Origin of the sequence: Streptomyces sp. NPDC051211 (genome assembly GCF_040689505.1) — a bacterium.
Taxonomy (GTDB): domain Bacteria; phylum Actinomycetota; class Actinomycetes; order Streptomycetales; family Streptomycetaceae; genus Streptomyces.
On sequence record NZ_JBFBAV010000040.1, the window covers coordinates 1 to 23,327 of the forward strand.

20 protein-coding genes are annotated in these 23,327 nt (G+C 73.1%); 15 read left to right on the top strand and 5 right to left on the bottom strand.

What is annotated here, in order from left to right; genetic code table 11:
* Positions 1-238 precede the first annotated feature (238 nt).
* The 3 genes from AB0447_RS28920 to AB0447_RS28930 form a co-directional block, all read right to left on the bottom strand.
* The gene (locus AB0447_RS28920) at positions 239-940 is read right to left on the bottom strand and encodes a gamma-glutamyl-gamma-aminobutyrate hydrolase family protein (RefSeq protein ID WP_366479769.1); all 702 of its coding nucleotides are present in this window, start codon (positions 938-940) and stop codon (positions 239-241) included.
* Positions 941-969: 29 nt separating this feature from the next.
* Positions 970-2,481: an ethanolamine permease gene (eat, locus tag AB0447_RS28925; protein WP_366479770.1), complete on the bottom strand. Its 1,512-nt coding sequence runs from the start codon at positions 2,479-2,481 to the stop codon at positions 970-972.
* 133 nt (positions 2,482-2,614) lie between these two features.
* Positions 2,615-3,379 (bottom strand): FCD domain-containing protein, encoded by a 765-nt coding sequence (locus tag AB0447_RS28930; protein ID WP_366479772.1) that lies wholly within the window; start codon positions 3,377-3,379, stop codon positions 2,615-2,617.
* Between the two features lie 113 nt (positions 3,380-3,492).
* On the opposite strand from AB0447_RS28930, the gene AB0447_RS28935 reads away from it, so the two are divergent.
* From AB0447_RS28935 to AB0447_RS28955, 5 genes are all read left to right on the top strand, one after another.
* Positions 3,493-4,866, top strand: coding sequence for a glutamine synthetase family protein (locus AB0447_RS28935; RefSeq protein WP_366479774.1), 1,374 nt, complete (start codon positions 3,493-3,495; stop codon positions 4,864-4,866).
* A gap of 8 nt (positions 4,867-4,874) precedes the next feature.
* Positions 4,875-6,332 (top strand): aldehyde dehydrogenase family protein, encoded by a 1,458-nt coding sequence (locus AB0447_RS28940; RefSeq protein WP_366479775.1) that lies wholly within the window; start codon positions 4,875-4,877, stop codon positions 6,330-6,332.
* A gap of 6 nt (positions 6,333-6,338) precedes the next feature.
* Positions 6,339-7,133 carry a 3-oxoacyl-ACP reductase gene (locus AB0447_RS28945; protein ID WP_366479776.1) on the top strand — a complete coding sequence of 265 codons (795 nt, stop codon included), beginning with the start codon at positions 6,339-6,341 and terminating at the stop codon, positions 7,131-7,133.
* Positions 7,134-7,277: 144 nt separating this feature from the next.
* A complete protein-coding gene (locus AB0447_RS28950) occupies positions 7,278-8,570 on the top strand; it encodes an HAD family hydrolase (RefSeq protein ID WP_366479777.1) in 1,293 nt (430 codons plus the stop codon).
* Between the two features lie 251 nt (positions 8,571-8,821).
* Positions 8,822-9,250 carry a VOC family protein gene (locus AB0447_RS28955; RefSeq protein ID WP_366479778.1) on the top strand — a complete coding sequence of 143 codons (429 nt, stop codon included), beginning with the start codon at positions 8,822-8,824 and terminating at the stop codon, positions 9,248-9,250.
* A gap of 19 nt (positions 9,251-9,269) precedes the next feature.
* Here AB0447_RS28955 and AB0447_RS28960 read toward each other — a convergent pair whose 3' ends face one another.
* Positions 9,270-10,472: an amino acid deaminase/aldolase gene (locus tag AB0447_RS28960; RefSeq protein WP_366479779.1), complete on the bottom strand. Its 1,203-nt coding sequence runs from the start codon at positions 10,470-10,472 to the stop codon at positions 9,270-9,272.
* A 1,148-nt stretch (positions 10,473-11,620) separates the two neighbouring features.
* Here AB0447_RS28960 and AB0447_RS28965 point away from each other — a divergent pair.
* The 3 genes from AB0447_RS28965 to AB0447_RS28975 all read left to right on the top strand — a co-directional run bounded on the left by AB0447_RS28965 (position 11,621) and on the right by AB0447_RS28975 (position 14,709).
* On the top strand, positions 11,621-12,421 hold the full coding sequence (locus AB0447_RS28965) for a hypothetical protein (protein WP_366479780.1): 801 nt from the start codon (positions 11,621-11,623) through the stop codon (positions 12,419-12,421).
* Between the two features lie 380 nt (positions 12,422-12,801).
* The gene (mycP, locus tag AB0447_RS28970; RefSeq protein WP_366479781.1) at positions 12,802-13,956 is read left to right on the top strand and encodes a type VII secretion-associated serine protease mycosin; all 1,155 of its coding nucleotides are present in this window, start codon (positions 12,802-12,804) and stop codon (positions 13,954-13,956) included.
* A 12-nt stretch (positions 13,957-13,968) separates the two neighbouring features.
* Positions 13,969-14,709, top strand: a complete 741-nt coding sequence (locus tag AB0447_RS28975; RefSeq protein ID WP_366479782.1) for an SseB family protein — start codon at positions 13,969-13,971, stop codon at positions 14,707-14,709.
* A gap of 171 nt (positions 14,710-14,880) precedes the next feature.
* On the opposite strand, the gene AB0447_RS28980 is transcribed toward AB0447_RS28975, so the two are convergent.
* On the bottom strand, positions 14,881-15,270 hold the full coding sequence (locus AB0447_RS28980; protein WP_366479783.1) for a DUF1844 domain-containing protein: 390 nt from the start codon (positions 15,268-15,270) through the stop codon (positions 14,881-14,883).
* A gap of 336 nt (positions 15,271-15,606) precedes the next feature.
* Between AB0447_RS28980 and infC the strand changes: the two genes are divergently transcribed.
* The 7 genes from infC to pheT all read left to right on the top strand — a co-directional run bounded on the left by infC (position 15,607) and on the right by pheT (position 23,184).
* A complete protein-coding gene (infC, locus tag AB0447_RS28985) occupies positions 15,607-16,281 on the top strand; it encodes a translation initiation factor IF-3 (RefSeq protein ID WP_366479784.1) in 675 nt (224 codons plus the stop codon).
* 104 nt (positions 16,282-16,385) lie between these two features.
* Positions 16,386-16,580, top strand: a complete 195-nt coding sequence (rpmI, locus tag AB0447_RS28990) for a 50S ribosomal protein L35 (protein ID WP_003959822.1) — start codon at positions 16,386-16,388, stop codon at positions 16,578-16,580.
* A gap of 103 nt (positions 16,581-16,683) precedes the next feature.
* Entirely contained in the window at positions 16,684-17,070 is a 387-nt protein-coding gene (rplT, locus tag AB0447_RS28995) for a 50S ribosomal protein L20 (RefSeq protein WP_007263143.1), read from the top strand.
* A gap of 137 nt (positions 17,071-17,207) precedes the next feature.
* Entirely contained in the window at positions 17,208-18,065 is an 858-nt protein-coding gene (locus AB0447_RS29000; RefSeq protein ID WP_366479785.1) for an RNA methyltransferase, read from the top strand.
* A 55-nt stretch (positions 18,066-18,120) separates the two neighbouring features.
* Positions 18,121-19,383 carry an ATP-binding protein gene (locus AB0447_RS29005; protein ID WP_366479786.1) on the top strand — a complete coding sequence of 421 codons (1,263 nt, stop codon included), beginning with the start codon at positions 18,121-18,123 and terminating at the stop codon, positions 19,381-19,383.
* A 145-nt stretch (positions 19,384-19,528) separates the two neighbouring features.
* A complete protein-coding gene (gene pheS, locus AB0447_RS29010) occupies positions 19,529-20,656 on the top strand; it encodes a phenylalanine--tRNA ligase subunit alpha (protein ID WP_366479787.1) in 1,128 nt (375 codons plus the stop codon).
* Complete coding sequence (gene pheT, locus AB0447_RS29015; protein ID WP_366479788.1) at positions 20,656-23,184, top strand: phenylalanine--tRNA ligase subunit beta; 2,529 nt, start codon at positions 20,656-20,658, stop codon at positions 23,182-23,184. The genes pheS and pheT overlap by 1 nt, the downstream gene beginning before the upstream one ends.
* The last annotated feature ends 143 nt before the right edge of the window (positions 23,185-23,327 follow it).

The window sequence follows — 23,327 nt, forward strand, 5'->3', positions numbered from 1 at the left end:
CCTCAAACGCCGGCGGGGCTGGAGTTGCCTGCGGCAACCCAGCCCGCACAGGCATCTCCAGCCCTCGCCGGCGTTTGAGGCGCGGGGTCTGGGGCGGAGCCCCAGTTCGGGAAGGGGCGGGTAGGGGAAAGGCCCCGCGCAGCGGCTCCCCGCCCGCACCGCACCACCGACGCGGCAGCGGGCGGGGCCCAAGCCTGGGGCGCAGCAGACGGGGCCGCGAAGGGCCACGCCGTGTGGGTCAGGGGACCGGGGTGGGGATGCGGGATGCGGCGGTGATCAGGCCCGACATGACGCGGGTGTCCGTGCCGCGTTCCGGGTGCCACTGGACGCCCAGGGCGAAGGTCTCGCCCGGGAGTTCGATCGCCTCCACCGTGCCGTCCACCGCATGCGCCGACACCACCAGGTCCCTCCCCAGCCGGTCCACCGCTTGGTGGTGGTACGTGGGGACGTCCGACTCCTCCGGGACCAGTTCCGCGTACCGGGTGCCCGGCACCGGGCGGACAGGGTGCCAGGTGACCACCCCGTTGCCCGCCGAGTGCCCGTCGATGTGCTGGACCAGCGTCCCGCCCAGGGCCACGTTCAGCGCCTGCATGCCCCGGCAGATGCCGAGCAGCGGGGTGCCGGTTCGTACCGCCGCCCGGATCAGGGCGAGTTCCCACTCGTCCCGCTCGGCCACGGTCGGGCCGGTGCGCGGGTCGCGCTGGGCTCCGTACCGGGACGGGTCCACGTCGTTGCCGCCGGCGATGACCAGGCCGTCCACCCGGCTCAGCACCTCCGCCGCCGACTCCGTCGCGTCCGGCGGCAGCAGCACCGCCGCGCCGCCCGCCGCCTGGACCAGCCGGTGGTAGCCGGTCGGGGTGAGGACCGTGGGGACGTCCCACACGCCGTAGCGGGTGGACGACTCCACGTAGGTGGTGATGCCGATGAGCGGCCTGAGCACGGTGGTTACCTCCGGAAGGGGTGGGATTCTCAGTCGCGGGTGAGTTCCGCCTCGGCCGCCGCCAGAGCCGCGAACTCCTCCTCCGGAGCCGAGGCCACCAGGTGGTGCCGACTGTAGATCGCGAAGTAGGCGAGAGCGACGGCGTACACGGCCAGTGCGATGAATGCGGCGTCCTTGTCCACCAGGAAGGTGGCGACCAGGGCCGACAGGGCGAGGACGAAGGCCGCCGATGAGGTGACCACCCCGCCCGGGGTGCGGTACGGCCGTGCCAGCCCGGGCTCGCGGCGCCGCAGCACGATGTGGGACAGGGCCATCAGGGCGTACGAGATGGTGGCGCCGAAGACGGCGATGTTCAGCATCCGCGCGCCGTCCCCGGTGGCCGTGGCCAGGGCGAAGCCCAGTGCGCCGGGGATGACCAGGCCCAGCCAGGGGGCTTTCCGACGGGAGGTCAGGGACAGGGCGCGGGGCAGGTAGCCGGCCCGGGAGAGGGCGAACAGCTGCCGGGAGCCGGCGTAGATGAGGGAGAAGAAGGAGGCCACCAGCCCGGCCAGGCCCGCGTAGTTGACGAACCGGCTGAGCGCGGTGGGCCCGCCGTCCCCTTCCAGGGCGACCACCAGGGGGTTGCCGGCGGCCTTGACGGCGTCGGCGCCCTGCGCGCCGGTCGCGGCGAAGAAGGTGACCAGGGCGAGCAGCGCCAGGATGCCCATGGAGAGGGTGAGTGCCTTCGGCATCGAGCGGACCGGGTCCTTGGCCTCCTCCGCGGCCAGCGGAACACCTTCGACGCCGAGGAAGAACCACATGGCGAAGGGGAAGGCCGCCCAGATGCCGAGGATGCCGAAGGGCAGCCAGGAGGAGGAGCCGGCCGCCGAGGCGTCGACCGCGATGTCGTTCAGCCCGCTCGCGTCGAACTCGGTGAAGGCGCCCACCGCGAAGATCAGCAGTGCGGCGACGGCTATCGCGGTGACCACCAGGGAGAAGCTCAGGGCCTCGCCGACGCCCCAGAGGTGCACCCCGATGAAGATCACGAAGCAGCCGAGGTAGACGGGCCAGCCGGAGGTGAGCCCGAACAGGCCGAGGGATTCGACGTAGTCGCCGATGAAGATGACGATGGCCGCCGGGGCGAGGATGTACTCGATGAGGATGGCGGTGCCGGTCAGGAAGCCGCCCCACGGGCCGAGGGCCCGCCGGGTGAAGCCGTAGCCGCCGCCCGCGGTGGGGAGGATCGCGGAGAGTTCGGCGAGCGAGAAGACCAGGCAGGCGTACATGGCGCCCATGAGCACGGTGGCGATGGCGAGCCCGCCGAAGCCGCCCTCGGCGAGTCCGATGTTCCAGCCGGAGAAGTCGCCGGAGACGACGTACGCGACGCCGAGGCCGGTCAGCAGGAGCCAGCCGGCACTGCCGCGCCGCAGGGTCCGGCGCTCCAGATAGGCGGATTCGGCGGATGCGGATGCGGACGCGGATACGGAGACGGATTCGGCTGCGGCGGATTCGGGGGAGGGGGCCGGGGGTACGGATGGGGCGGGTGCGGTGTCGTCGGCCATGTGCGCTCCTGCCTAGGGCAATGGTTGTGGAGCGTACCTTTGCGTCATGGGAGTGGAGCGCGCAAGACCCGTGCGTTAAACAGCGGTTACGAAAACCTCCCCGCGCCACTCTCCGCCCCGGTCCCGCCCCCGGTCAGGCGAGGAAGCCGCGCAGCAGGGCGGCCGTGCCGCAGCAGTGTTCCCGCATGACCTCGCGGGCCCCCTCCGCGTCGCGGTCCAGTACCGCCTCGACCAGGATGCTGTGCTGCTGCTGCGAGTGTTCGAGGTTGCGCACCAGCAGCGGGATGCAGTCCAGCAGGTCGTTGACGGTGGCCCGGACGGCCGCGTACTGGGCCGTCAGCGTGGCGGACCCGGCGAGCTCGCACAGGGTCAGGTGGAACAGGGTGTCCTGTCGCCGGTACTCGGAGAGCTGCGCGTCGTGCGTGGCGGCGAGGGCGCCCCGCAGCCGGGCGGTTTCCGCGGCGGTCAGGCCCTGGGTGGCGCACAGCCCGGCCGCGCCCACTTCCAGCACCTCACGGAAGCGCAGCACGTCCTCGATGTCCACCCCCGCGACCCGGCGGCGCAGTTCCTCCTCGGCGGCGCCGGCCGGGGTGTCGGGCCGGGCGAGCACAAACGTTCCGCCGTACCGGCCGCGCCGGGCCTCCACCAGCCCCTGGTCCTGGAGCACCTTCAGCACCTCCCGCAGGGTCACCCGGCTGATGCCCATCCTCTCGGCCAGCTCCCGTTCCGCCGGCAGCCGTTCGCCGGCCGGCACCAGGCCCAGCCGGACCACCTGGAGGATCTGCTCCAGGGCCTCCTCGAAGCCGTTGCCCGCCCGCACCTGGCGCAGGACCGGATTGAGCCGCTCGACCGTGCTTCCCCCGCCCGCGGTGCCCGCCGTGCCCGCCGTATCCGTCATGTGACCGCCTCCCCGATTTCCCCGGTGCTCGCCAAAGCTTCCCGAAACTCTTCCCAAGCAATGGTTCTGTTCAATACCTTAGGCGCTCTCGGCTCACCGAAGGAGAGAATCCCGTGGTAGACCGCAAGCCGCCGCTCGCGCCCGAGGAGCTCCGCGCCCTCGTCGCTGGCGGCGAGATCGACACAGTCGTCCTGGCCTTCCCCGACATGCAGGGGCGGCTCCAGGGCAAGCGGTTCGCCGCACAGTTCTTCCTCGACGAGGTCATGGGCCACGGCACCGAGGGCTGCAACTACCTCCTCGCCGTCGACACCGACATGAACACCGTCGACGGCTACGAGATGTCCTCCTGGGACCGCGGCTACGGCGACTTCGCCATGCACCCCGACCTCGCCACCCTGCGCCGGGTCCCCTGGAACGAGGGCACCGCCCTGGTCGTTGCCGACCTCGCCTGGAACGACGGCACCCCCGTCGTCGCCGCCCCACGGCAGATCCTGCGCCGCCAGCTGGACCGCCTCGCCGAACTCGGTTACACCGCCCAGGTCGGCACCGAGCTGGAGTTCATGGTCTTCCAGGACACCTACGAGCAGGCCTGGAACTCCGGCTACCGCGGCCTCACCCCGGCCAACCAGTACAACATCGACTACTCGGTCCTCGGCACCGGCCGCATCGAACCGCTGCTGCGCCGGATCCGCAACGAGATGCAGGCGGCCGGCCTGACCGTCGAGTCCGCCAAGGGCGAGTGCAACCTCGGCCAGCACGAGATCGTGTTCCGCTACGACGAGGCCCTGGTCACCTGCGACCAGCACGCCGTCTACAAGACCGGGGCCAAGGAGATCGCAGCCCAGGAGGGCGTCTCCCTCACCTTCATGGCCAAGTACGACGAGCGGGAGGGCAACTCCTGCCATATCCACCTCTCGCTCACCGATGCCGACGGACGCAATGTGATGGCGGACGAGGCGGCAGGCCGGGAGCACGGCATGTCCGAGGTCATGCGCCACTTCCTGGCCGGCCAGCTGGCCGCACTGCGGGACTTCTCCCTTCTCTACGCCCCGAACATCAATTCGTACAAGCGTTTCCGGCCGGGATCCTTCGCGCCGACCGCCGTCGCTTGGGGCGTGGACAACCGGACCTGCGCCCTCCGAGTGGTCGGCCACGGCCGCTCCCTGCGCTTCGAGAACCGCCTCCCCGGCGGCGACGTCAACCCCCACCTGGCCGTCGCCGGCCTCGTCGCGGCCGGCCTGTACGGCATCGAGAACCGCCTGGAACTCCCCGACCCCTGTGCGGGCAACGCGTACACGGCCGACTACGCGCACGTCCCCACCACCCTGCGCGAAGCCGCCGAACTCTGGGAGAACAGCGAGATCGCCAAGGCCGCCTTCGGCCCCGAAGTGGTCGCCCACTACCGGAACATGGCCCGCGTCGAACTCGACGCCTACGACTCCGCGGTGACCGACTGGGAACTGCGCCGCTCCTTCGAACGTCTGTGAGGCACCACGTGTCCGATGCGCCGGCCCCCCTCGATCCGGACGTGCTCAGTCTGGAAGTGCTCAATCCGGCCACCGAAGAACTCGTCGCCCTCGTCCCGGCCGCCACACGGGACGAGGTCGACGAGGCCGTCGTACGGGCCACCGCAGCCCAGCGCGGCTGGGCGGCCGCCGCGCCGGCCGACCGGGCCCGGCTGCTGCGCCGCTTCGCCTCCGTGGTCGACGACCACATCGAGGAACTCGCCCGGCTGGAGGTCCGGGAGGCGGGCCACACCATCGGCAACGCCCGCTGGGAAGCCGGCAACGTCCGCGACCTGCTCGAGTTCGCCGCCGGCGGCGTCGAGCGGCTCTCCGGCCGCCAGATCCCCGTCCCCGGCGGCCTGGACGTCACCTTCCTCGAACCCCTCGGCGTCATCGGCGTGATCGCCCCCTGGAACTTCCCCCTGCCGATCGCCGCCTGGGGCCTCGCCCCGGCACTCGCCGCCGGCAACGCGGTCATCCTCAAGCCCGCCGAGACCACCCCCCTCACCGCCCTGCGGCTCGCCGAACTCGCCCTCGAAGCCGGGATCCCCGAGCACCTCTTCCAGGTGCTCCCCGGCCGCGGCGCGGTCACCGGCGACGCCCTCGTCGAACACCCCGGCGTGGCCAAGATCGTCTTCACCGGCTCCACCCGGGTCGGCAAGCAGATCATGGCCAAGTGCGCCGACCGGGTGAAGCGCGTCACCCTCGAACTCGGCGGCAAGAGCCCCAACATCGTCTTCGCCGACGCGGACCTCGAAGCAGCGGCCGCGGCAGCTCCGATGTCCTTCCTCGACAACACCGGCCAGGACTGCTGCGCCCGCACCCGGATCCTCGTCCAGCGCTCCGTGTACGACCGCTTCCTGGACCTCCTCGCCCCGGGCATCGCATCCGTCCGGGTCGGCGACCCCGCCGACGAGAAGACCCAGATGGGCCCGCTGATCTCGCGGACCCAGCTGGACCGCGTACGGTCCTACGTCCCCGACGGGCGGGACGGGCTCGGCGGGCCGGACGGGCTCGGTGGGTTCGGCGGGCAGGCGGGGCTCGACGGGTTCGAGGTGATCCGCGGGACGGCCCCCGACGGCCCCGGCTTCTGGTACCCGCCGACCGTGATCACCGGCGTCGCCCCCACCGCGCCGGTCGCCGTCGAGGAGGTCTTCGGCCCGGTCGCCGTCGTCCTGCCCTTCGAGGACGAGGAGGAGGCGGTACGGCTGGCCAACGCCACCGAGTACGGCCTCTCCGGCTCCCTCTGGACCCGCGACGTCGGCCGCGCCATCCGCGTCTCCCGCGCGGTCGCCGCCGGCAACCTCTCCGTCAACTCCCACAGCAGCGTCCGCTACTGGACCCCCTTCGGGGGCTACAAGCAGTCGGGACTCGGCCGCGAACTCGGACCCGACGCACTCACCGCTTTCACCGAGACCAAGAACGTCTTCATCAGCACGGAGGCCTGAACCATCATGAGCACCGGATCCGCCGAAGAGATCGTCTGCCGCCGCCTGGTCGGCCGCACCGCCGTCATCACCGGGGCCGGCAGCGGCATCGGCCTCGCCGCCGCCCGCCGGCTGGCCTCCGAAGGCGCCAACGTGGTCTGCGGAGACATCGACGAGACGGCCGGCAAGGCCGCCGCCGAAGAGGTCGGCGGCACCTTCGCCAAGGTCGACGTCACCGACAAGGAGCAGGTCGACGCCCTCTTCAAGACGGCCTTCGACACCTACGGCAGCGTCGACGTCGCCTTCAACAACGCGGGCATCTCGCCGCCCGACGACGACTCCATCCTCACCACCGAACTCGACGCCTGGAAGCGCGTCCAGGACGTCAACCTCACCTCGGTCTACCTCTGCTGCAAGGCCGCCCTGCCCTACATGCGGCAGCAGGGCCGCGGCTCCATCATCAACACCGCCTCCTTCGTGGCCCGGATGGGCGCCGCCACCTCCCAGATCTCCTACACCGCCTCCAAGGGCGGCGTCCTCGCGATGTCCCGCGAACTCGGCGTCCAGTTCGCCCGCGAAGGCATCCGCGTCAACGCACTCTGCCCCGGCCCGGTCAACACCCCGCTGCTCCGGGAACTGTTCGCCAAGGACCCGGAGCGGGCCGCCCGCCGCCTGGTGCACATCCCGCTCGGCCGGTTCGCCGAGGCCGAGGAGATCGCCGCCGCCGTCGCCTTCCTCGCCAGCGACGACTCCTCCTTCATCAACGCCACCGACTTCCTCGTCGACGGCGGAATCTCCGGGGCGTACGTCACCCCGCTGTAAAGCACCCACCCAAACGGCACAGCCGGGCACCGCAAGGCGCCCGGCTGTGCCGTTCCCGGGGCGCCGGACCCCCGGACCCCCCGCCCCCCCCGGGATACCTGAACCACCGGAATAGCCGGAACACCGGAACAGGAGCACAGCACCATGCCCAGACACTGGCCGACCGCCCTCGCCCTCACCCTCAGCGCGGCCACCGGCGCCGGACTCCTCGCCGCACCCCCCGTCCAGGCCGCGCCCCACCCGTGCCCGCCGGTCACCGTCGGCGCCGGCTGGTACGGCGACAACCAGGCGCGCCTCCAGCAGCTCATCGACCGCTACGGCCGCTGCAGCCCGTACCGCCCGCACCACCGTCCGCACCGCGACAAGCCGGTCGCCGTCTTCGACTGGGACAACACCGTCGTCAAGAACGACGTCGGCGACGCCACCATGTTCTGGCTGCTGCGCAACGGCAGGATCCGCCAGCCCGCCCGCGGCGACTGGACCACCACCAGCCGCCACCTCACCCGGGCCGCCGCCGGGGCCCTGGCCGCCGCCTGCGGCCCACTCGCCCGGCCCGGCGCCCCGCTGCCCACCGGCACCCCGGCCGGCACCGTCTGCGCCGACGAGATCAACGCCGTCTACGGCACCGCCGCCACCCGCGCCGGTGCCGCCGCCTTCGCCGGCTGGAACCGCCGTACGACGGAACCCTCCTACGCCTGGCTGCCCCAGCTGATGCAGGGCTGGACCGCCCGCGAGATACGCGGCTTCGCCGCCGCCGCCCGCACCGAGAACCTCGCCGCCCCCATCGGTGCCAAGCAGCAGGTCGGCAGCGGACAGTCCACCGGCTGGGTCCGCTACTACGACCAGCAGAAGGACCTGATCGCCGCCCTCCACAAGGCCGGCTTCGACGTCTGGATCAGCTCCGCCTCCCCGCAGCCGGTCGTCGAAGTCTGGGCCGCAGGCGTCGGCATCGACGCGAAGCACGTCATCGGCATCCGCAACACCACCACGTACGGGGGGAGGTTCACCCCCCACATCCAGGGCTGCGGAACCGTCCGCGACGGAGCCGACACGATGATCACGTACATCGACGGCAAGCGCTGCTGGATCAACCGGGAGGTCTTCGGGGTGCGCGGCGCGGCCGCCGAACGGATCCAGCCGCCCGCCCGCCGACAGGTCTTCGCCGCCGGCGACTCCGACACCGACATCTCGTTCCTGCGCGACGCCACCGCCCTGCGGCTGGCCGTCAACCGCAACAAGAACGAGCTGATGTGTCGGGCCTACGACAACAGCGACGGCCGCTGGATCGTGAACCCCATGTTCATCGAGCCGAAGATGCAGAAGCCAGGCCCCTACCCGTGCGCCACCACCGGATACGTCCACCCCGACGGCACGGCCGGCCCTGTGCTGCGCGCCGACTCCAGCGTCATCCCGGACCAGCCGGACTCGGTCTTCTGACCCCTGAGAATCCGGACGGCACGTCGCACCGCGGCGCGAATTCACCCTTGTTCCGGCCCGGCGCGCGCCATAAGATCGACAGCGTGACTGCCGGGTCGGCCATGGGCCATGTACGAGTGAGGCGCCCGGCCTCGTCGTGAGGACGGGGCGGGCCAGAGCCCCGCCCACCCTCTCCGCGTCCTTCCTTCCGGCGCCCGTGCGCGGCACGCGCGCCCTCCCATGGAATCCACGACCGGAGAGCGACCCTTCACATGCCCGAAACCCACCACCGGAATTCCGACGCCCGACCGCCCGTCGACGCCGTCCAGTTGAACCACACCGTCGTCTACGCCAAGGACCGGCGGCTGTCGGCCGAGTTCCTCGCCGTGATCCTCGGCCTGAAGGTCGGCGCGCCCTTCGGGCCGTTCCTTCCCGTCGACCTCGGCAACGGCGTGACCCTCGACTACTACGAGCTGACCGAGGAGCCGATCCAGTCGCAGCACTACGCGTTCCTCGTGCCCGACGACCGGTTCGACGCCATGATCGACCGCCTGGAAGCGGTCGGGGTCACCTACTACGCGGACCCCCACCACACCGAACCCGGCCGGATCAACCGCCTCTTCGGCGGGCGCGGCGCGTACTTCGACGACCCGGACGGCCACAACATGGAGATCATGACCCGCCCCTACACCCGGCCCTAGCCCCCAACAGGCCGCGGAGTCAGAGGAAGGTGCGGCCCTCGCCCCGGTAGGTCGGCACGGTCGCCGTCACCCGGTCGCCCTCGACCAGGTGCAGCTCCGCGAACCGCTCGCACAGCTCACCCGCCTTCGCATGCCGGAACCAGACCCGGTCGCCGATCAGCAGATCATCGGCCGGGCTGCCCAGCAGCGGGGTCTGCACCTCCCCGGCGCCCTCCTGGGGGTCGTAGCGCAGCCCCTGCGGCAGGTACGGCACCGGCAGCCGGTCGGCCCCGGCAGCGCCGGAGGCGGGATAGCCGCCGCCGAGCACGGTGACCACACCCACCCCGGGCCTCCTGACCACCGGCTGTGCGAACAGTGCGGCGGGCCGGCCGCTGAACGAGGTGTAGTTGTCGAACAGCCGCGGCAGGTACAGGCCCGACCCGGCGGCGATCTCCGTCACCGCCTCCTCGGCGGCCGTCTGCTGCACGCTGCCGGTGCCGCCGCCGTTGACGAACTCCAGGTCCGGTACGACCGCCCGTACGGCCCGCACCACCTCGGCCCGGCGGGCCGCCAGCTCCTTGCGGGCCGCGCCCTGCATGAGCCGGATGGCCCGGGACCGCACCGGCCGCCCGGCCAGCGCGTCACCGACACCCGCCACATGCCCCTCGTACGCCATCAGCCCGACCACCCGGAAGCCGTCCCGGCGCTGCACCTGCCGCGCCAGCTCCGCCAGCCCGGCCGGATCCCGCAGCGGCGACCGCCGCGCCCCTACCCGCATCCGGCCGCCGAACAGGTGCAGCGCGGTGTCCAGCTCCAGGCAGACCCGGATCTCCTCCCGGCCGCCCTCCCGGGACCGGTCGATCAGCTCCAGCTGCGCCGGATCGTCGACCATCACCGTGACGGCGGCGGCCAGCTTGGCGTCGCCCGCCAGCTCGGCGAAACCGGCGCGGTCGGCGGAGGGGTAGGCGAGCAGCACGTCCTCGAACCCGGACCGGGCCAGCCAGACCGACTCGGCCAATGTGTACGACATCACTCCGGCGAACCCCGGCCGCGCCAGCACCCGCTCCAGCAGGGCCCGGCAGCGCACCGACTTGCTCGCCACCCGCACCGGCTTGCCGCCCGCGCGCCGCACCAGATCGTCCGCATTCGCGTCGAACGCGTCGAGATCCACGAGGGCCAGGGGGGCGTCGAGGTGGGCGGTGGCCCGGTCGTAGCGAGCCCGGTCCGCGGCGGGGGAAGTCATGGCCGCAGCTTGCCAGACGGCCCTACCGGTGGGTAGGGGGCTGAGGCGCCGGTTCCCACGGGCCGCGGGCGCCGTAGAGTACGGGCAGGCAGCCGCGGTACGGAACGGGGGGCGGAGCCGCCGCAATGACGACGACCGACCCACACTCGGCACCACCTGCGCCGAACCCACCGCCCCTGCCCGCACCCCACCTCGAGCCGACCCCGGCCGCTCCCGCGGATCCGAAGGCTGCCCCGGCGCCCCAGGCTGCCCCGGCCCCCATCGACCCGGCCCGGCCCGCTGGCGACCCGGCCCCGGCCGCCGCTGGGCCGGCCCCGGCCGTCAGCGCGGCCGAGCTGACTGGCGGGCCGGCTTCGGCCGTCACCATGCCGGTTCCTGCTGCTGCCCTGGCTACCAAGGCTGTCCCGGCCCCCCAGGCTGCCCCGGCCCCCGTCGACCCGGCCCAATCGGTCGCCCAGCCGGCCCGGCCCGCTGCCGTGCCGGCCCCTGCCGCGGATCCCGCGGCCGCCCTGGCGGCTGCCGTGTCGGCCCCGGCCCTGGATGCCGCTCTGACCCCGGACGCGACCGGCGTGGCTCAGCACACCGGTGGGCCGGCCTCGGCCGCCGCCGGGCTGGTTCCTGCCGCTGCCCCGGCTACCAAGGCTGCCCCGGCCGCCGCCGAGCCGGCCCCTGCCGCGGACCTCACGGCCGATTCGGCGGCTGGCGTGCCGGCCCAGGCCGCCGCCGAGCCGGCCCATGCCCCGGCGGCTGCCGCGCCAGCCGAGCCCGCTGCCGTGCTGGCTGTCGTGCCAGCCGAGCCCGCTGCCGTGCCGGCCCCGGCCGCGGATCCCGAGGCCGACCTGGCGGCAGGCGTGCCGGCCCCGGCCCTGGATGCCGAGCCGACTCCGGGCGCCGCCGGCGCGGCCCGGCGAACTGGTGGGCCGGCCCCGGCCGCCGCCGAGCCGATACCCGCCCAGCCTCTGGCCCCCGCTGACCCCGAGCACACGCCCGCGGGGGCTGTGGCCCCGGCTTCCGTCAGCCCGGGTTTGACCGGGCCCGGCTCGGAGCCGCGTCCCGCTCTCGCGCCTGCCGAGCCCGCGCCCCTCCCGCCGTACGCCGCGGTTTCCGCGGACGCGGTCGCGCCCGGGCCCGCCCCGGCTGCGGAGCCCGTGACGGTCTGGCCCGGGGCCCCGGCTGATGCCGAGCCCGCCCCCGTTGGCGGGTTCGCTCCGCCGGCGGGCGGCGGCCGCGTACGCCGGCGCATTCCGGGCGCCGCCGTGCTGTGCGGCGTGCTCGGTCTCGTACTGATCGGCGGGGGTGCCTGGACCGGCTGGCAGGAGTGGCGGGAAGCCGGTCGGCCGCCGTCGGCCGCCGAGCTGTACCACCGGGCCGGGTCCCTCTGGCACGAGGAGCCCGTCGACGCCCTCCTGCCGCCGCGCCTCGACGCACCCGGTGCCGGCCCTGGCGGAGCCGACCGGGCCTGGACCCGGGTCGCCGTCGCCCCCGACGCGGAATGCGCGGCCGCCCTGCCCGCGGACTGGCAGCAGGCCCTGTCCGCAACCGGCTGCACCCGGGTGCTGCGGGCCACCTACACCGACGCCACCCGCAGCTCCGTCGTCACGGTCGGCCTGGTGTTCACCCCGGCCGAGACCGAGGCCGATGCCGAGGCCTTGAAGGGGCTCCGCGAGCAGCTCCCGATGCCGACGGGGCTGGGCTTCGGCGCGGAGCAGCGGGCGGCCTGGACGGTGGCCGTGATGCCGGACGCGCCGGTGGTCGTGTACGCGGTGTCGGCGTTCGCCGACGGGCGGACCATCAAGCGGCCGTCGACGGCCGAGGAAGCGATGGCGCCGGGCGCGGACGGGGGAGTGGCGCAGGCCGGGCTGGGGCATGCGGTGCGGGGCGTGGCCGGGCGGGTGCAGGAATCCCTCGGTGCGCTTGCTGCGCCCCCGACCCCGGAGCCGAAACGATGATCCGCCGCGTCCGCGTCCGCGTCCGCGCCACCGCCGCTGCGCGGGGCCTTCCCCACCCCGCCCCTTCCCGTAACCGGGCTCTGCCCGGACCCGCGCCTCAAACGCCGGCGGGGCTGGATGGGCCGGGCTCGGCCTCGGACTCCGCGTCGGCGGGGCTGGGTGGGCTGGGCTCCGCGCCGGGCCGCGTGTCTCGGACGGTGGCTGGGCTGGGATGTGCTGCGCACGTCCAGCCCGCGCGGCGATTGGGCGTACCCGGCGAGCCGAAGCGGCGGACGGGGGCTGGAGCCTCGGCCCCCGTGCGGCGGAGCCGCATGTTCGGGGCAGTGGGAAGGGGCGGGATGGGGAACGAGTCCCGGGCAAGGGTGTGCCCGTGGCGGGGCGTGGCCGTTGTCGGGGTGCTGCTCGGGCTGGTACTCGGGGTCGCCGTGCCCCCCGCCTCCGCCGACGCCATCCGCGACCGCCAGTGGGGCCTCACCGCCCTCCGCGCCGAAGAGGCCTGGGGCACCACCCGCGGCGAGGGCATCACCGTCGCCGTCCTCGACACCGGTGTGGACTCCGCACACCCCGACCTCGCCGGCCAGGTCCTCGACGGCACCGACCTCGTCGGCATGGGCGCCTCCCGCGGCGACCGGACCTGGGCCCGCCACGGCACCGCCATGGCCGGGATCATCGCCGGGCACGGCCACGGCGCCGACCGCCGGGACGGCGTCCTCGGGATCGCCCCCGCGGCGAAGATCCTGCCGATCCGGGTGATCCTCGAGGAGGGCGACCCGGGCCGCGCCAAGGCCCGCTCCTCCAAGGGCGGCGCCCTCGCCCAAGGCATCAGGTGGGCCGCCGACCACGGCGCCGACGTGATCAACCTCTCGCTCGGCGACGACAGCGACTCCGCCCACCACGAGGCCGCCGAGGACGAAGCCGTCCAGTACGCCCTCGCCAAGGGCGTCGTCGTGGTCGCATCGGCCGGCAACAGCGGCAAGCGGGGCGACCCCGTCTCCTACCCGGCCGCCTACCCCGGCGTGATCGCCGTCACCGCCGTCGACCGCAAGGGCCGCAAGGCCGGCTTCTCCACCCGCAAGTGGTACGCCACCGTCAGCGCCCCCGGCGTCGGCGTCGTCATCCCCGACCCCGACCTCAAGTACTACGAAGGCTGGGGCACCAGCGCGGCCGCCGCCTTCGTGTCCGGCGCGGTCGCCCTGGTGCGCTCCGCGCACCCCGGCCTGTCCCCGGCACAGATCAAGCGGCTGCTGGAGGAGACCGCCTCGGACGCTCCGGGCGGCGGCCGGGACGACTCCCGCGGGCACGGCCTGGTGGACCCGGTCGCCGCGCTGCAGGCGGCCGAGCGGATCACCCCGGAAGCGGCGCTGCCCGTCCCGGCCGCCTACGGCAGCCGGTACTTCGGCCCGGGCCCGGCCCCGGCCCGGCCGTCCGAGAACCGGATCGGGCTGCTCGCGCCCGTCACCGCGGCCGCGGGGATCGGGCTGCTCGGGCTGGCCGTCGTACTGGCGCGGCGCAGGCAGCCCGCCCGTACCGGATAGGGTCGGGTAACTGTGGCGCAGAAGAACATTCCAGACCCCGGTTTCTCCGACGACGACGGCTCCGCCGATCCCCGGCTGAGCGCGGCCCTGGCCGCCTGGGCGGCGGACAGGTCCAGGGAACCGGAGGTGCTGGAGGCGCTGCGGGACGCCCGCCTGCTGGTGCCGGTGGTCGCCGTGCTCGGCGAGGTGGAGACCGACCCGGACACCGGCCTCAAGCGCGAGAAGACCAGCGACATGGCCGTGCCGACCCTCCAGGCGGGGAACCGGCGGGCACTGCCCGCCTTCACCTCGATCGCCTCGCTGGCCCGCTGGGACCCGGCGGCCCGCCCGGTGGCGGTCCCGCTGCACCAGGCGCTGAGCGCGGCCGCCCACGAGAAGGCGGACACGGTCGTCCTCGACCTGGCCGGCCCGGTGGCCTACCAGCTGACCGGCCCCGCACTACTGGCCCTCGCGGAGGGCCGTACGGACGCCGACCCGCTCGCCGACCCTGCCGTACGGGAGGCCGTACGGGCCGCGGTGGCGGCCGAGCCGTCGGTGCTCCGCGCCCATCTGCTGCCCGGCGGCGGCGCGGCCGACGGCATCCTCGCGGTGGTGCTCGCCGAGGGCGCCGACCCGGGGGCGGGCGCGGGGCGGATCGCCCGGGCGCTGGCCGCGGACGAGACCCTGCGGGCCCGGCTGGTCCGCGGGCTGGAGATGGCCCTGCTGCCGGCCGCGGCCCCGGCCCCGCCCGGCGACCCCCTCTTCGCCCGCTGATACGGCAGGGAAGCCGACAGCCCAAGAAGTCGACGGCCCGTCGCGGACGGCCTGAAGCCGACAGCCCGTAGTCGACAGTACGAAGCCGACAGAACGAAACCGACAGCACGAAGGGCGCCCCCTCCGAGGAACGGGGCGCCCTTCGTGGACGGGATACGGGACGGCCCGGGATCAGGCGTAGACCGGCCCGGTGAACTTCTCGCCCGGCCCCTGGCCCGGCTCGTCCGGAACGATGGAGGCCTCGCGGAACGCCAGCTGGAGCGACTTCAGGCCGTCACGCAGCGGAGCCGCGTGGAAGGAGCTGATCTCGGTCGCGCTCGCCGTGACCAGGCCGGCCAGCGCGGTGATCAGCTTGCGGGCCTCGTCGAGGTCCTTGTGCTCGGAGTCCGGCTTGTCCAGGCCCAGGTTGACCGCCGCGGCGCTCAGCAGGTGCACCGCCACCGTGGTGATCACCTCGACCGCGGGCACGTCCGCGATGTCGCGGGTCATGGCTTCATAGTCGGGGGAGCCGGGAGCCTCATCGGCCTCGGAGGTGGGGGTGGGGGGCGTCGCGTCAGTCATGTCCTCACCTTAAGCGGTGGCGCGGATTAGCCTCCCCGGGGCATGGGTGCTAACCTTGTGTGACGACCGGCCGGAGACGTATGTCCCCGGCCCACAAGTGGAGGCTCCGAACTCCCACCTGCACCGCCCTCCGGGGTGGCAGGTCATCCGGTCAGGTGGCATCCATCGTTCCGTACGGACGATGGAAAGCCGCCCGAGTCTGCGCCCCGCGGTCGACGCGGCGGTGCTCCGGTTGTGTTCTGGAGCTGCTGCCTGTGTCCCGTCCGGGGCGTTTTTGCGTTCCCGGATGCGGCCGGTCAGACGAACAGACGTCAAGCGGCTGCCTGCCAGGCAGTCGTGAGGTGCAACCGAGGAGGATCCATCAGCACCGAGCCCCGCATCAACGACCGGATTCGCGTTCCCGAGGTGCGACTTGTCGGTCCCAGCGGCGAGCAGGTCGGGATTGTTCCGCTTGCCAAGGCCCTGGAGCTCGCTCAGGAGTACGACCTCGACCTGGTCGAGGTTGCGGCGTCCGCGAGGCCGCCGGTCTGCAAGCTCATGGACTACGGCAAGTTCAAGTACGAGTCGGCCATGAAGGCCCGTGAGGCGCGCAAGAACCAGGCGCACACGGTCATCAAGGAAATGAAGCTCCGGCCGAAGATCGACCCGCACGACTATGACACCAAGAAGGGTCACGTCGTTCGGTTCCTCAAGCAGGGCGACAAGGTCAAGATCACGATCATGTTCCGTGGTCGCGAGCAGTCCCGGCCGGAGCTCGGCTACCGACTGCTGCAGCGTCTGGCGGAGGACGTCCAGGACCTCGGGTTCGTCGAGTCGAACCCGAAGCAGGACGGCCGCAACATGATCATGGTCCTCGGTCCGCACAAGAAGAAGACCGAGGCGATGGCCGAGGCCCGCGAGGCGCAGGCCGCCCGCAAGGCCGAGCGCCAGGGCCTGGCCGCCACGGACGAGGCCCCCGCGGAGGAGGCTCCCGTCGGGGAAGCCACCCCCGAGGAGAACGCCGAGGCCTGATACCGGGGCAGCCCGTCCCGGATCAACCGACACAACTGACGCTCCCGTGCGCCGGCCCGGAAACGGACCGGCGGGGGCGCCACCGACGAGGAGATAACGGCGCTATGCCGAAGAACAAGACCCACAGCGGTTCCAAGAAGCGCTTCAAGATCACCGGCTCCGGCAAGGTGCTCCGTGAGCGCGCCGGCAAGCGCCACCTGCTCGAGCACAAGCCGTCCACCCTGACGCGTCGCCTCACCGGCAACGCCGAGATGGCCCCGGGCGACGCCAAGAAGATCAAGAAGCTTCTCGGCAAGTGACGTCCTTCCGCTCCCCCTGCCGGGAGCGGGACGTCGAGACCGGGACCCAATCGATTTCGGGCCGTGTGAACACAACCACGGCCCCGCTACAAGGAGTTAACAAGTGGCACGCGTCAAGCGGGCAGTAAACGCCCACAAGAAGCGCCGGGCGATCCTCGAGGCGGCCTCCGGCTACCGCGGTCAGCGCTCGCGCCTGTACCGCAAGGCCAAGGAGCAGGTCACCCACTCGCTGGTCTACAACTTCAACGACCGCAAGAAGCGCAAGGGCGACTTCCGTCAGCTGTGGATCCAGCGCATCAACGCCGCTGCCCGCCAGAACGGCATGACGTACAACCGCCTCATCCAGGGTCTGAAGGCCGCCAACATCGAGGTGGACCGCAAGATCCTCGCGGAGCTGGCCGTCAACGACGCCAACGCGTTCGCCGCCCTCGTCGAGGTCGCGCAGAAGGCCCTCCCGGCCGACGTCAACGCCCCCAAGGCCGCCGCGTAAGGCTTTGCCGGCCCCCGCTGAGGGCCGGCCCCACGGACCCGCAGGCGTCACGCCTGCGGGTCCGTGTGCTTTGGCCCCGCTGCTTCCATCCCGCGCGGCCCGCCCGCTGTCGCACCCCGGACCCCGAGAAGGAACCCATGGGTACCCCCGTCGAGCTGATCTCCCCGCGATCCCCCCGGGTGGCCGCTGCCCGCCGCCTCGCGCGGCGCAACTTCCGCACCAAGGAGCGCCGGTTCATCGCCGAGGGCCCGCAGGCCGTCCGCGAGGCCGTGGAACACCGCGGCGAGCAGGGTGCGACCCTGATCGAGCTGTTCGCCACCGTCGAGGCCGCCGAGCGCTACGCCGGCATCGTCGACGCCGCCCGCGCAGCCGGCGCGCGCGTGCACTACGCCTCCGACGAGGTACTCGCCGAGGTCTCGCAGACCGTCACCCCGCAGGGGCTCGTCGGCGTCTGCCACTTCCTCGACTCGCCCTTCGAGGCCATCCTCAGGGCCGAACCCAAACTGGTCGCCGTCCTCGCCCACGTCCGCGACCCCGGGAACGCCGGCACCGTGCTGCGCTGCGCCGACGCCGCCGGCGCGGACGCGGTGGTCCTCACGGACGCCTCCGTCGACCTCTACAACCCCAAGTCGGTCCGCGCCTCCGTCGGCTCCCTCTTCCACCTCCCGGTCGCCGTCGGCGTGCCCGTCGAGCAGGCCGTCGAAGGCCTGCGCGCGGCGGGCGTACGCATCCTCGCCGCCGACGGGGCGGGCGAGGACGACCTCGACGCCGAGCTCGACGCGGGCACTATGGGCGGGCCCTCCGCCTGGGTCTTCGGCAACGAGGCCTGGGGCCTGCCCGAGGAGACCCGCGCCCTCGCGGACGCCGTGGTCCGCGTCCCGATCCACGGCAAGGCCGAGAGCCTCAACCTCGCCACCGCCGCCGCGGTGTGCCTCTACGCCTCCGCGCGAGCACAGCGGGCGCCCGGAGGGTGCCGCTCCGTGACCCCCAGCTAGTAATGTGGCGGCCCGGGGGCCCACTGCGCTCCTCGGAGATGTGGGGTACGGGGACATGACCGTCGGTACGAACAGCCCACGCGGGACCACAGGCGCCGCGGGGCCCGCCGCGGCGGCCGCAACCCCGGCCCGGCCCGGCCTCCCCGGCCGGCAACCCGGCCCGGGCCGTACCGGAGCCACGTACGCCACCGCGGACACGCCCGCGCCCGCCCGCCCGGCCACCAGCCCGACCGGAGCCCCGGCCGGTGGGGCCGCCGCGGAACCGGCGCCGTACGTCGGGCTCGGCATCGACCCCGACGATCTGCCCGACGGGCTCGTCGTCGCCGACCACACCGGGCAGGTCATCTGCTTCAACCGGGCCGCCGCCCGGATCACCGCCACCGCGCCGGCCGAGGCCCTCGGCGCCCGGATCGACAGCGCCCTGCCGCTGGAAGACCTCGACGGCCGCCGCTGGTGGGCCCTGACCGACCCCTACGGGGGGCTCGCCACCCGACGCAGGCAGCCCGAGCGGAACCTCCTCCTGCCCGGCGGGCGGGAGGTCCTGGTCTCCGCCGAGTACGTCCGTACGCACCCCACCGGGCCCCTGCGCCGGCTCGTGGTCACCCTGCGCGGCACCGAGGCCCGCCGACGCACCGAACGCAGCCACGCCGAACTGATCGCCACCGTCGCGCACGAACTGCGCTCCCCGCTCACCTCCGTCAAGGGCTTCACCGCCACCCTGCTCGCCAAATGGGAACGGTTCACCGACGACCAGAAGCGGCTCATGCTGGAGACCGTCGACGCCGATGCCAACCGCGTCACCCGGCTGATCGCCGAACTCCTCGACATCTCCCGCATCGACTCCGGCCGGCTGGAGGTGCGCCGCCAGCCCGTGGACATCGCCACCGCCGTCGGCCGGCACGTCCAGGCCCTCACCGCGAACGGCCAGGCCCCCGAGCGGTTCCTCGTCCGGGTCAGCCGCCCGCTGCCCGACCTGTGGGCCGACCCCGACAAGGTCGACCAGGTCCTGGGCAACCTGCTCGAAAATGCGGTGCGGCACGGCGAGGGAACGGTCACCATCGACGTGAGCCCGCACGAGAAGGGAACAGCCGTCACCGTGACCGATGAAGGCCCCGGCATCCCCGAGGAGTCGATGGGCCGCGTCTTCACCCGCTTCTGGCGGGGAAGCAAACGCGGCGGCACCGGGCTGGGCCTGTACATCGTCAAGGGCATCGTGGAGGCCCACGGCGGCACCATCACGGTCGGCCGCGGCCCCGGCGGCGGCGCCGAATTCCGATTTATCCTGCCCGTCGGCGCGCCCGCCTACCTCACGCAGTAGCAGCTGCGGAGCGTCTCGCCAGGCGGCCCACGGGCTCCTTCACCCCCAGCGGCCTTTAGACTCGACCTTTGGCACCTTTGTGTCCTTGTGTCGAGCCCCGGGTCGAGCACGGACCACCAGCCAGCCATCGGAAGTACGGGAAGAGATGTCGGCACCGAACAAGTCGTACGACCCTGTCGAGGTCGAGGCACTGAAACCGGAAGAGATCGAGCGCATGCGGGACGAGGCGCTCGCCGCCTTCGCGGCCGCCGGCGACCTCGACGCACTGGCGCACGCGAAGACCGCCCACGCCGGCGGCACCTCGCCCCTGGCGCTCGCCAACCGCGAGATCGGCGCCCTGCCGCCGCAGGCCAAGGCAGAGGCCGGCAAGCGCGTCGGCCAGGCCCGCGGCGCGGTGAACAAGGCCTACGCGGAACGCCTGGCACAGCTCGAGGCCGAGCGCGACGAGCGCGTGCTGGTCGAGGAGGCGGTGGACGTCACGCTGCCCTACGACCGCGTCCCGGCCGGCGCCCGCCACCCCCTGACCACGCTGATGGACCGCATCGCGGACATCTTCGTCGGCATGGGCTACGAGGTGGCCGAGGGCCCCGAGGTCGAGGCGGAGTGGTTCAACTTCGACGCGCTCAACTTCACGCCCGACCACCCGGCGCGCCAGATGCAGGACACCTTCTTCGTCCGGGGCCCCAAGGGGACGGAAGGCGACGAGTCCGGTGTCGTGCTGCGCACCCACACCTCCCCGGTGCAGGCCCGCTCGCTCCTCGACCGGGAGCCGCCCGTCTACATCGTGTGCCCGGGCCGGGTCTACCGGACCGACGAGCTCGACGCCACCCACACCCCCGTGTTCCACCAGGTCGAGCTGCTCGCCGTGGACAAGGGCCTGACCATGGCCGACCTCAAGGGCACCATGGACCACATGGTGGCCGAGCTGTTCGGCGAGGGCACCACCACCCGGCTGCGCCCCCACTTCTTCCCGTTCACCGAGCCGTCCGCCGAAATGGACATGCAGTGCTACGTGTGCCGCGGCGAGTCGGTGGGCAACCCCGACCGCCCCTGCCGCACCTGCTCCAGCGAGGGCTGGATCGAGCTCGGCGGCTGCGGCATGGTCAACCCCAAGGTGCTCATCGCCTGCGGCGTGGACCCCGAGGTATACAGCGGGTTCGCCTTCGGGTTCGGCATCGAGCGGATGCTGATGTTCCGCCACAACGTTGAAGACATGCGAGACATGGTCGAAGGTGACGTGCGCTTCACCCGGCCGTTCGGGATGGAGATCTGATGCGGGTCCCGCTTTCCTGGCTGCGGGAGTACGTCGACCTCCCCGCCGGCACCACCGGCCGCGACGTGGCCGCCAAGCTGATCGACGCCGGCCTCGAGGTCGAGACCGTCGAGCAGCTCGGCGCCGGGCTCAAGGGCCCCCTCGTCGTCGGCAAGGTGCTCACCATCGAAGAGCTGGAGGGCTTCAAGAAGCCGATCCGGTTCTGCACCGTCGACGTCGGCCGGGCCAACGGCACCGGTGAGCCCCAGGAGATCGTCTGCGGCGCCCGGAACTTCGCCGTCGGCGACAAGGTCGTCGTGGTCCTGCCCGGCGCCGTCCTGCCCGGAGACTTCGCGATCGCCTCGCGCAAGACCTACGGCAAGACCTCGCACGGCATGATCTGCTCCGGCGACGAGCTCGGCATGGGCGACGACGGCACGCACGGCATCATCGTGCTGCCGCCGGAGCACGAGGTCGGCACCGACGCGATCGAGCTGCTCCAGCTCGTCGACGAGGTCCTGCACATCGACGTCACCCCGGACCGCGGCTACTGCATGTCGATGCGCGGCATCGCCCGCGAGGCGGCCACCGCCTTCGGCCTGCCGCTGCGCGACCCCGCGCTGCTCGACGTACCGGCGCCCAACTCCTACGGCTACCTCGTCAAGGTCGACGACCCGGCCGGCTGCGACCGCTTCACCGCGCGCACCGTCACCGGCCTGGACCCCGAGGCCCGCTCCCCGATCTGGCTCAGCCGCCGCCTGCAGAAGGCCGGCATGCGCCCGATCTCGCTCGCCGTGGACATCACCAACTACGTGATGCTGGAGCTCGGCCAGCCGCTGCACGCCTACGACCGGTCGCGGCTGGACGGTCCCATCGGGGTCCGCCGGGCCGAGCAGGGCGAGAAGTTCACCACCCTCGACGGGGTCAAGCGCACCCTCGACGCCGAAGACCTGGTGATCACCGACAGCACCGGGCCGATCGGCCTCGCCGGAGTCATGGGCGGTGCCAACACCGAGATCGCCGACTCCGTCACCGACCCCGAAACCGGCGCCGTCACCGGCACCACCGACGTGGTCATCGAGGCCGCGCACTTCGACCCCGTGTCGATCTCGCGCACCGCCCGCCGGCTGAAGCTGTCCTCCGAGGCGTCCAAGCGCTTCGAGCGGGGCGTCGACCCGCAGGCCGCCGCCGCGGCCGCGCAGCGGACCGTCGACCTGCTGGTGCTGCTCGCGGGCGGCACCGCCGAGGCCGGCGTCACCGAGGAGGCCGCCCCGGTCGCCCCGCGCACCGTCGCGATGCGCGCGGACCACCCGGACCGGGTCGCGGGCATGGACTACGGCCGGGAGACCGTCGTCCGCCGCCTCCAGGAGATCGGCTGCGACGTCTACGGCCAGGACGAGCTCGTCGTCACCGTCCCCAGCTGGCGGCCCGACCTCGCCGAGCCCAACGACCTCGCCGAGGAGATCATCCGGCTGGAGGGCTACGGCAACCTGCCCTCCACCCTCCCGCAGGTGCCCTCCGGCCGCGGGCTGACCCCGCGCCAGGTGCTGCACCGCCGGGTCGGCCGCGCACTGGCCGGCGCCGGCTACGTCGAGGCGCTCAGCTACCCCTTCATCGGCGAGCAGGTCTTCGACCAGCTCCAGCTGCCCGCGCACGACGCCGCCCGCCAGGTCGTCAAGCTGGTCAACCCGCTCTCCGACGAGGAGCCGGCGCTGCGCACCACGCTGCTGCCGGGTCTGCTCGGCGCGCTGCGCCGCAACGACAGCCGGGGCAGCCACGACCTCGCACTCTTCGAGACCGGCTCGGTCTTCCGTGCGGGCCCGGAGGCGGGTGTCGCCGTGCGGCTGCCCGTCGACCGCCGCCCCACGGACGAGGAGATCGCCACCCTCGACGCCGCGCTGCCCGCGCAGCCGCGGTACGCCGCGGTCGTGCTCGCCGGAGCGCGCGAGCAGGCCGGCTGGTGGGGCAAGGGCCGCCCGGCCGACTGGGCCGACGCGATCCAGGCCGCCCGTTCGCTGGCCGTCGAGGCCGGCGCCGACCTGGTGGTCCGGCAGGGCCAGTACGGTCCCTGGCACCCCGGCCGCTGCGCCGAGCTGGTCGTCACCCTCGGCGGGGTGGAGACCGTCATCGGCCACGCCGGTGAGCTGCACCCGCGCGTGGTCAAGACGCTCGGCCTGCCGGCCCGTACCAGCGCCATGGAGCTCGACCTGGACCGCCTGCAGGCGGCCGGCGGCGAGGCCGTGACGGCCCCGCGGATCTCCGGCTTCCCGGTGGCCACCCAGGACGTCGCGCTGATCGTCGACGCGTCGGTCCCGGCCGCCGCGGTGGAGGCCGCGCTCCGCAAGGGCGCGGGTGAACTCCTCGAATCGCTGCGGCTGTTCGACGTGTTCACCGGTGAGCAGGTCGGCGAGGGCAAGAAGTCCCTGGCCTACGCGCTGCGCTTCCGCGCGGCCGACCGCACGCTGACCGCCGAGGAGTCCACGGCGGCCCGCGACGCGGCGGTGGCCCTGGCCGCCGAGCGCACGGGAGCGGTGCTGCGCGGCGCCTGACGGGCCGCCTGAATCCGCTGTTTTTCGCCTGGTGAGGGGCGCGTCCGGGACACCGGACGCGCCCCTCACTCATTCGGGTGAGAAGGCCGGTGACCCGTGTCCTCGGCACCGGGTGGTCGACACAATCGTTCCCGCCGAGGGGA

What these genes read in the sequence shown, in the direction of transcription:
- eat (WP_366479770.1), bottom strand. Translation starts at nt 2,481, where the DNA reads ATGGCCGACGACACCGCACCCGCCCCATCCGTACCCCCGGCCCCCTCC.
- AB0447_RS28930 (WP_366479772.1), bottom strand. Translation starts at nt 3,379, where the DNA reads ATGACGGATACGGCGGGCACGGCGGGCACCGCGGGCGGGGGAAGCACG.
- AB0447_RS28945 (WP_366479776.1), top strand. Translation starts at nt 6,339, where the DNA reads ATGAGCACCGGATCCGCCGAAGAGATCGTCTGCCGCCGCCTGGTCGGC.
- AB0447_RS28950 (WP_366479777.1), top strand. Translation starts at nt 7,278, where the DNA reads ATGCCCAGACACTGGCCGACCGCCCTCGCCCTCACCCTCAGCGCGGCC.
- AB0447_RS28955 (WP_366479778.1), top strand. Translation starts at nt 8,822, where the DNA reads ATGCCCGAAACCCACCACCGGAATTCCGACGCCCGACCGCCCGTCGAC.
- AB0447_RS28960 (WP_366479779.1), bottom strand. Translation starts at nt 10,472, where the DNA reads ATGACTTCCCCCGCCGCGGACCGGGCTCGCTACGACCGGGCCACCGCC.
- AB0447_RS28980 (WP_366479783.1), bottom strand. Translation starts at nt 15,270, where the DNA reads ATGACTGACGCGACGCCCCCCACCCCCACCTCCGAGGCCGATGAGGCT.
- rpmI (WP_003959822.1), top strand. Translation starts at nt 16,386, where the DNA reads ATGCCGAAGAACAAGACCCACAGCGGTTCCAAGAAGCGCTTCAAGATC.
- AB0447_RS29000 (WP_366479785.1), top strand. Translation starts at nt 17,208, where the DNA reads ATGGGTACCCCCGTCGAGCTGATCTCCCCGCGATCCCCCCGGGTGGCC.
- AB0447_RS29005 (WP_366479786.1), top strand. Translation starts at nt 18,121, where the DNA reads ATGACCGTCGGTACGAACAGCCCACGCGGGACCACAGGCGCCGCGGGG.
- pheS (WP_366479787.1), top strand. Translation starts at nt 19,529, where the DNA reads ATGTCGGCACCGAACAAGTCGTACGACCCTGTCGAGGTCGAGGCACTG.
- pheT (WP_366479788.1), top strand. Translation starts at nt 20,656, where the DNA reads ATGCGGGTCCCGCTTTCCTGGCTGCGGGAGTACGTCGACCTCCCCGCC.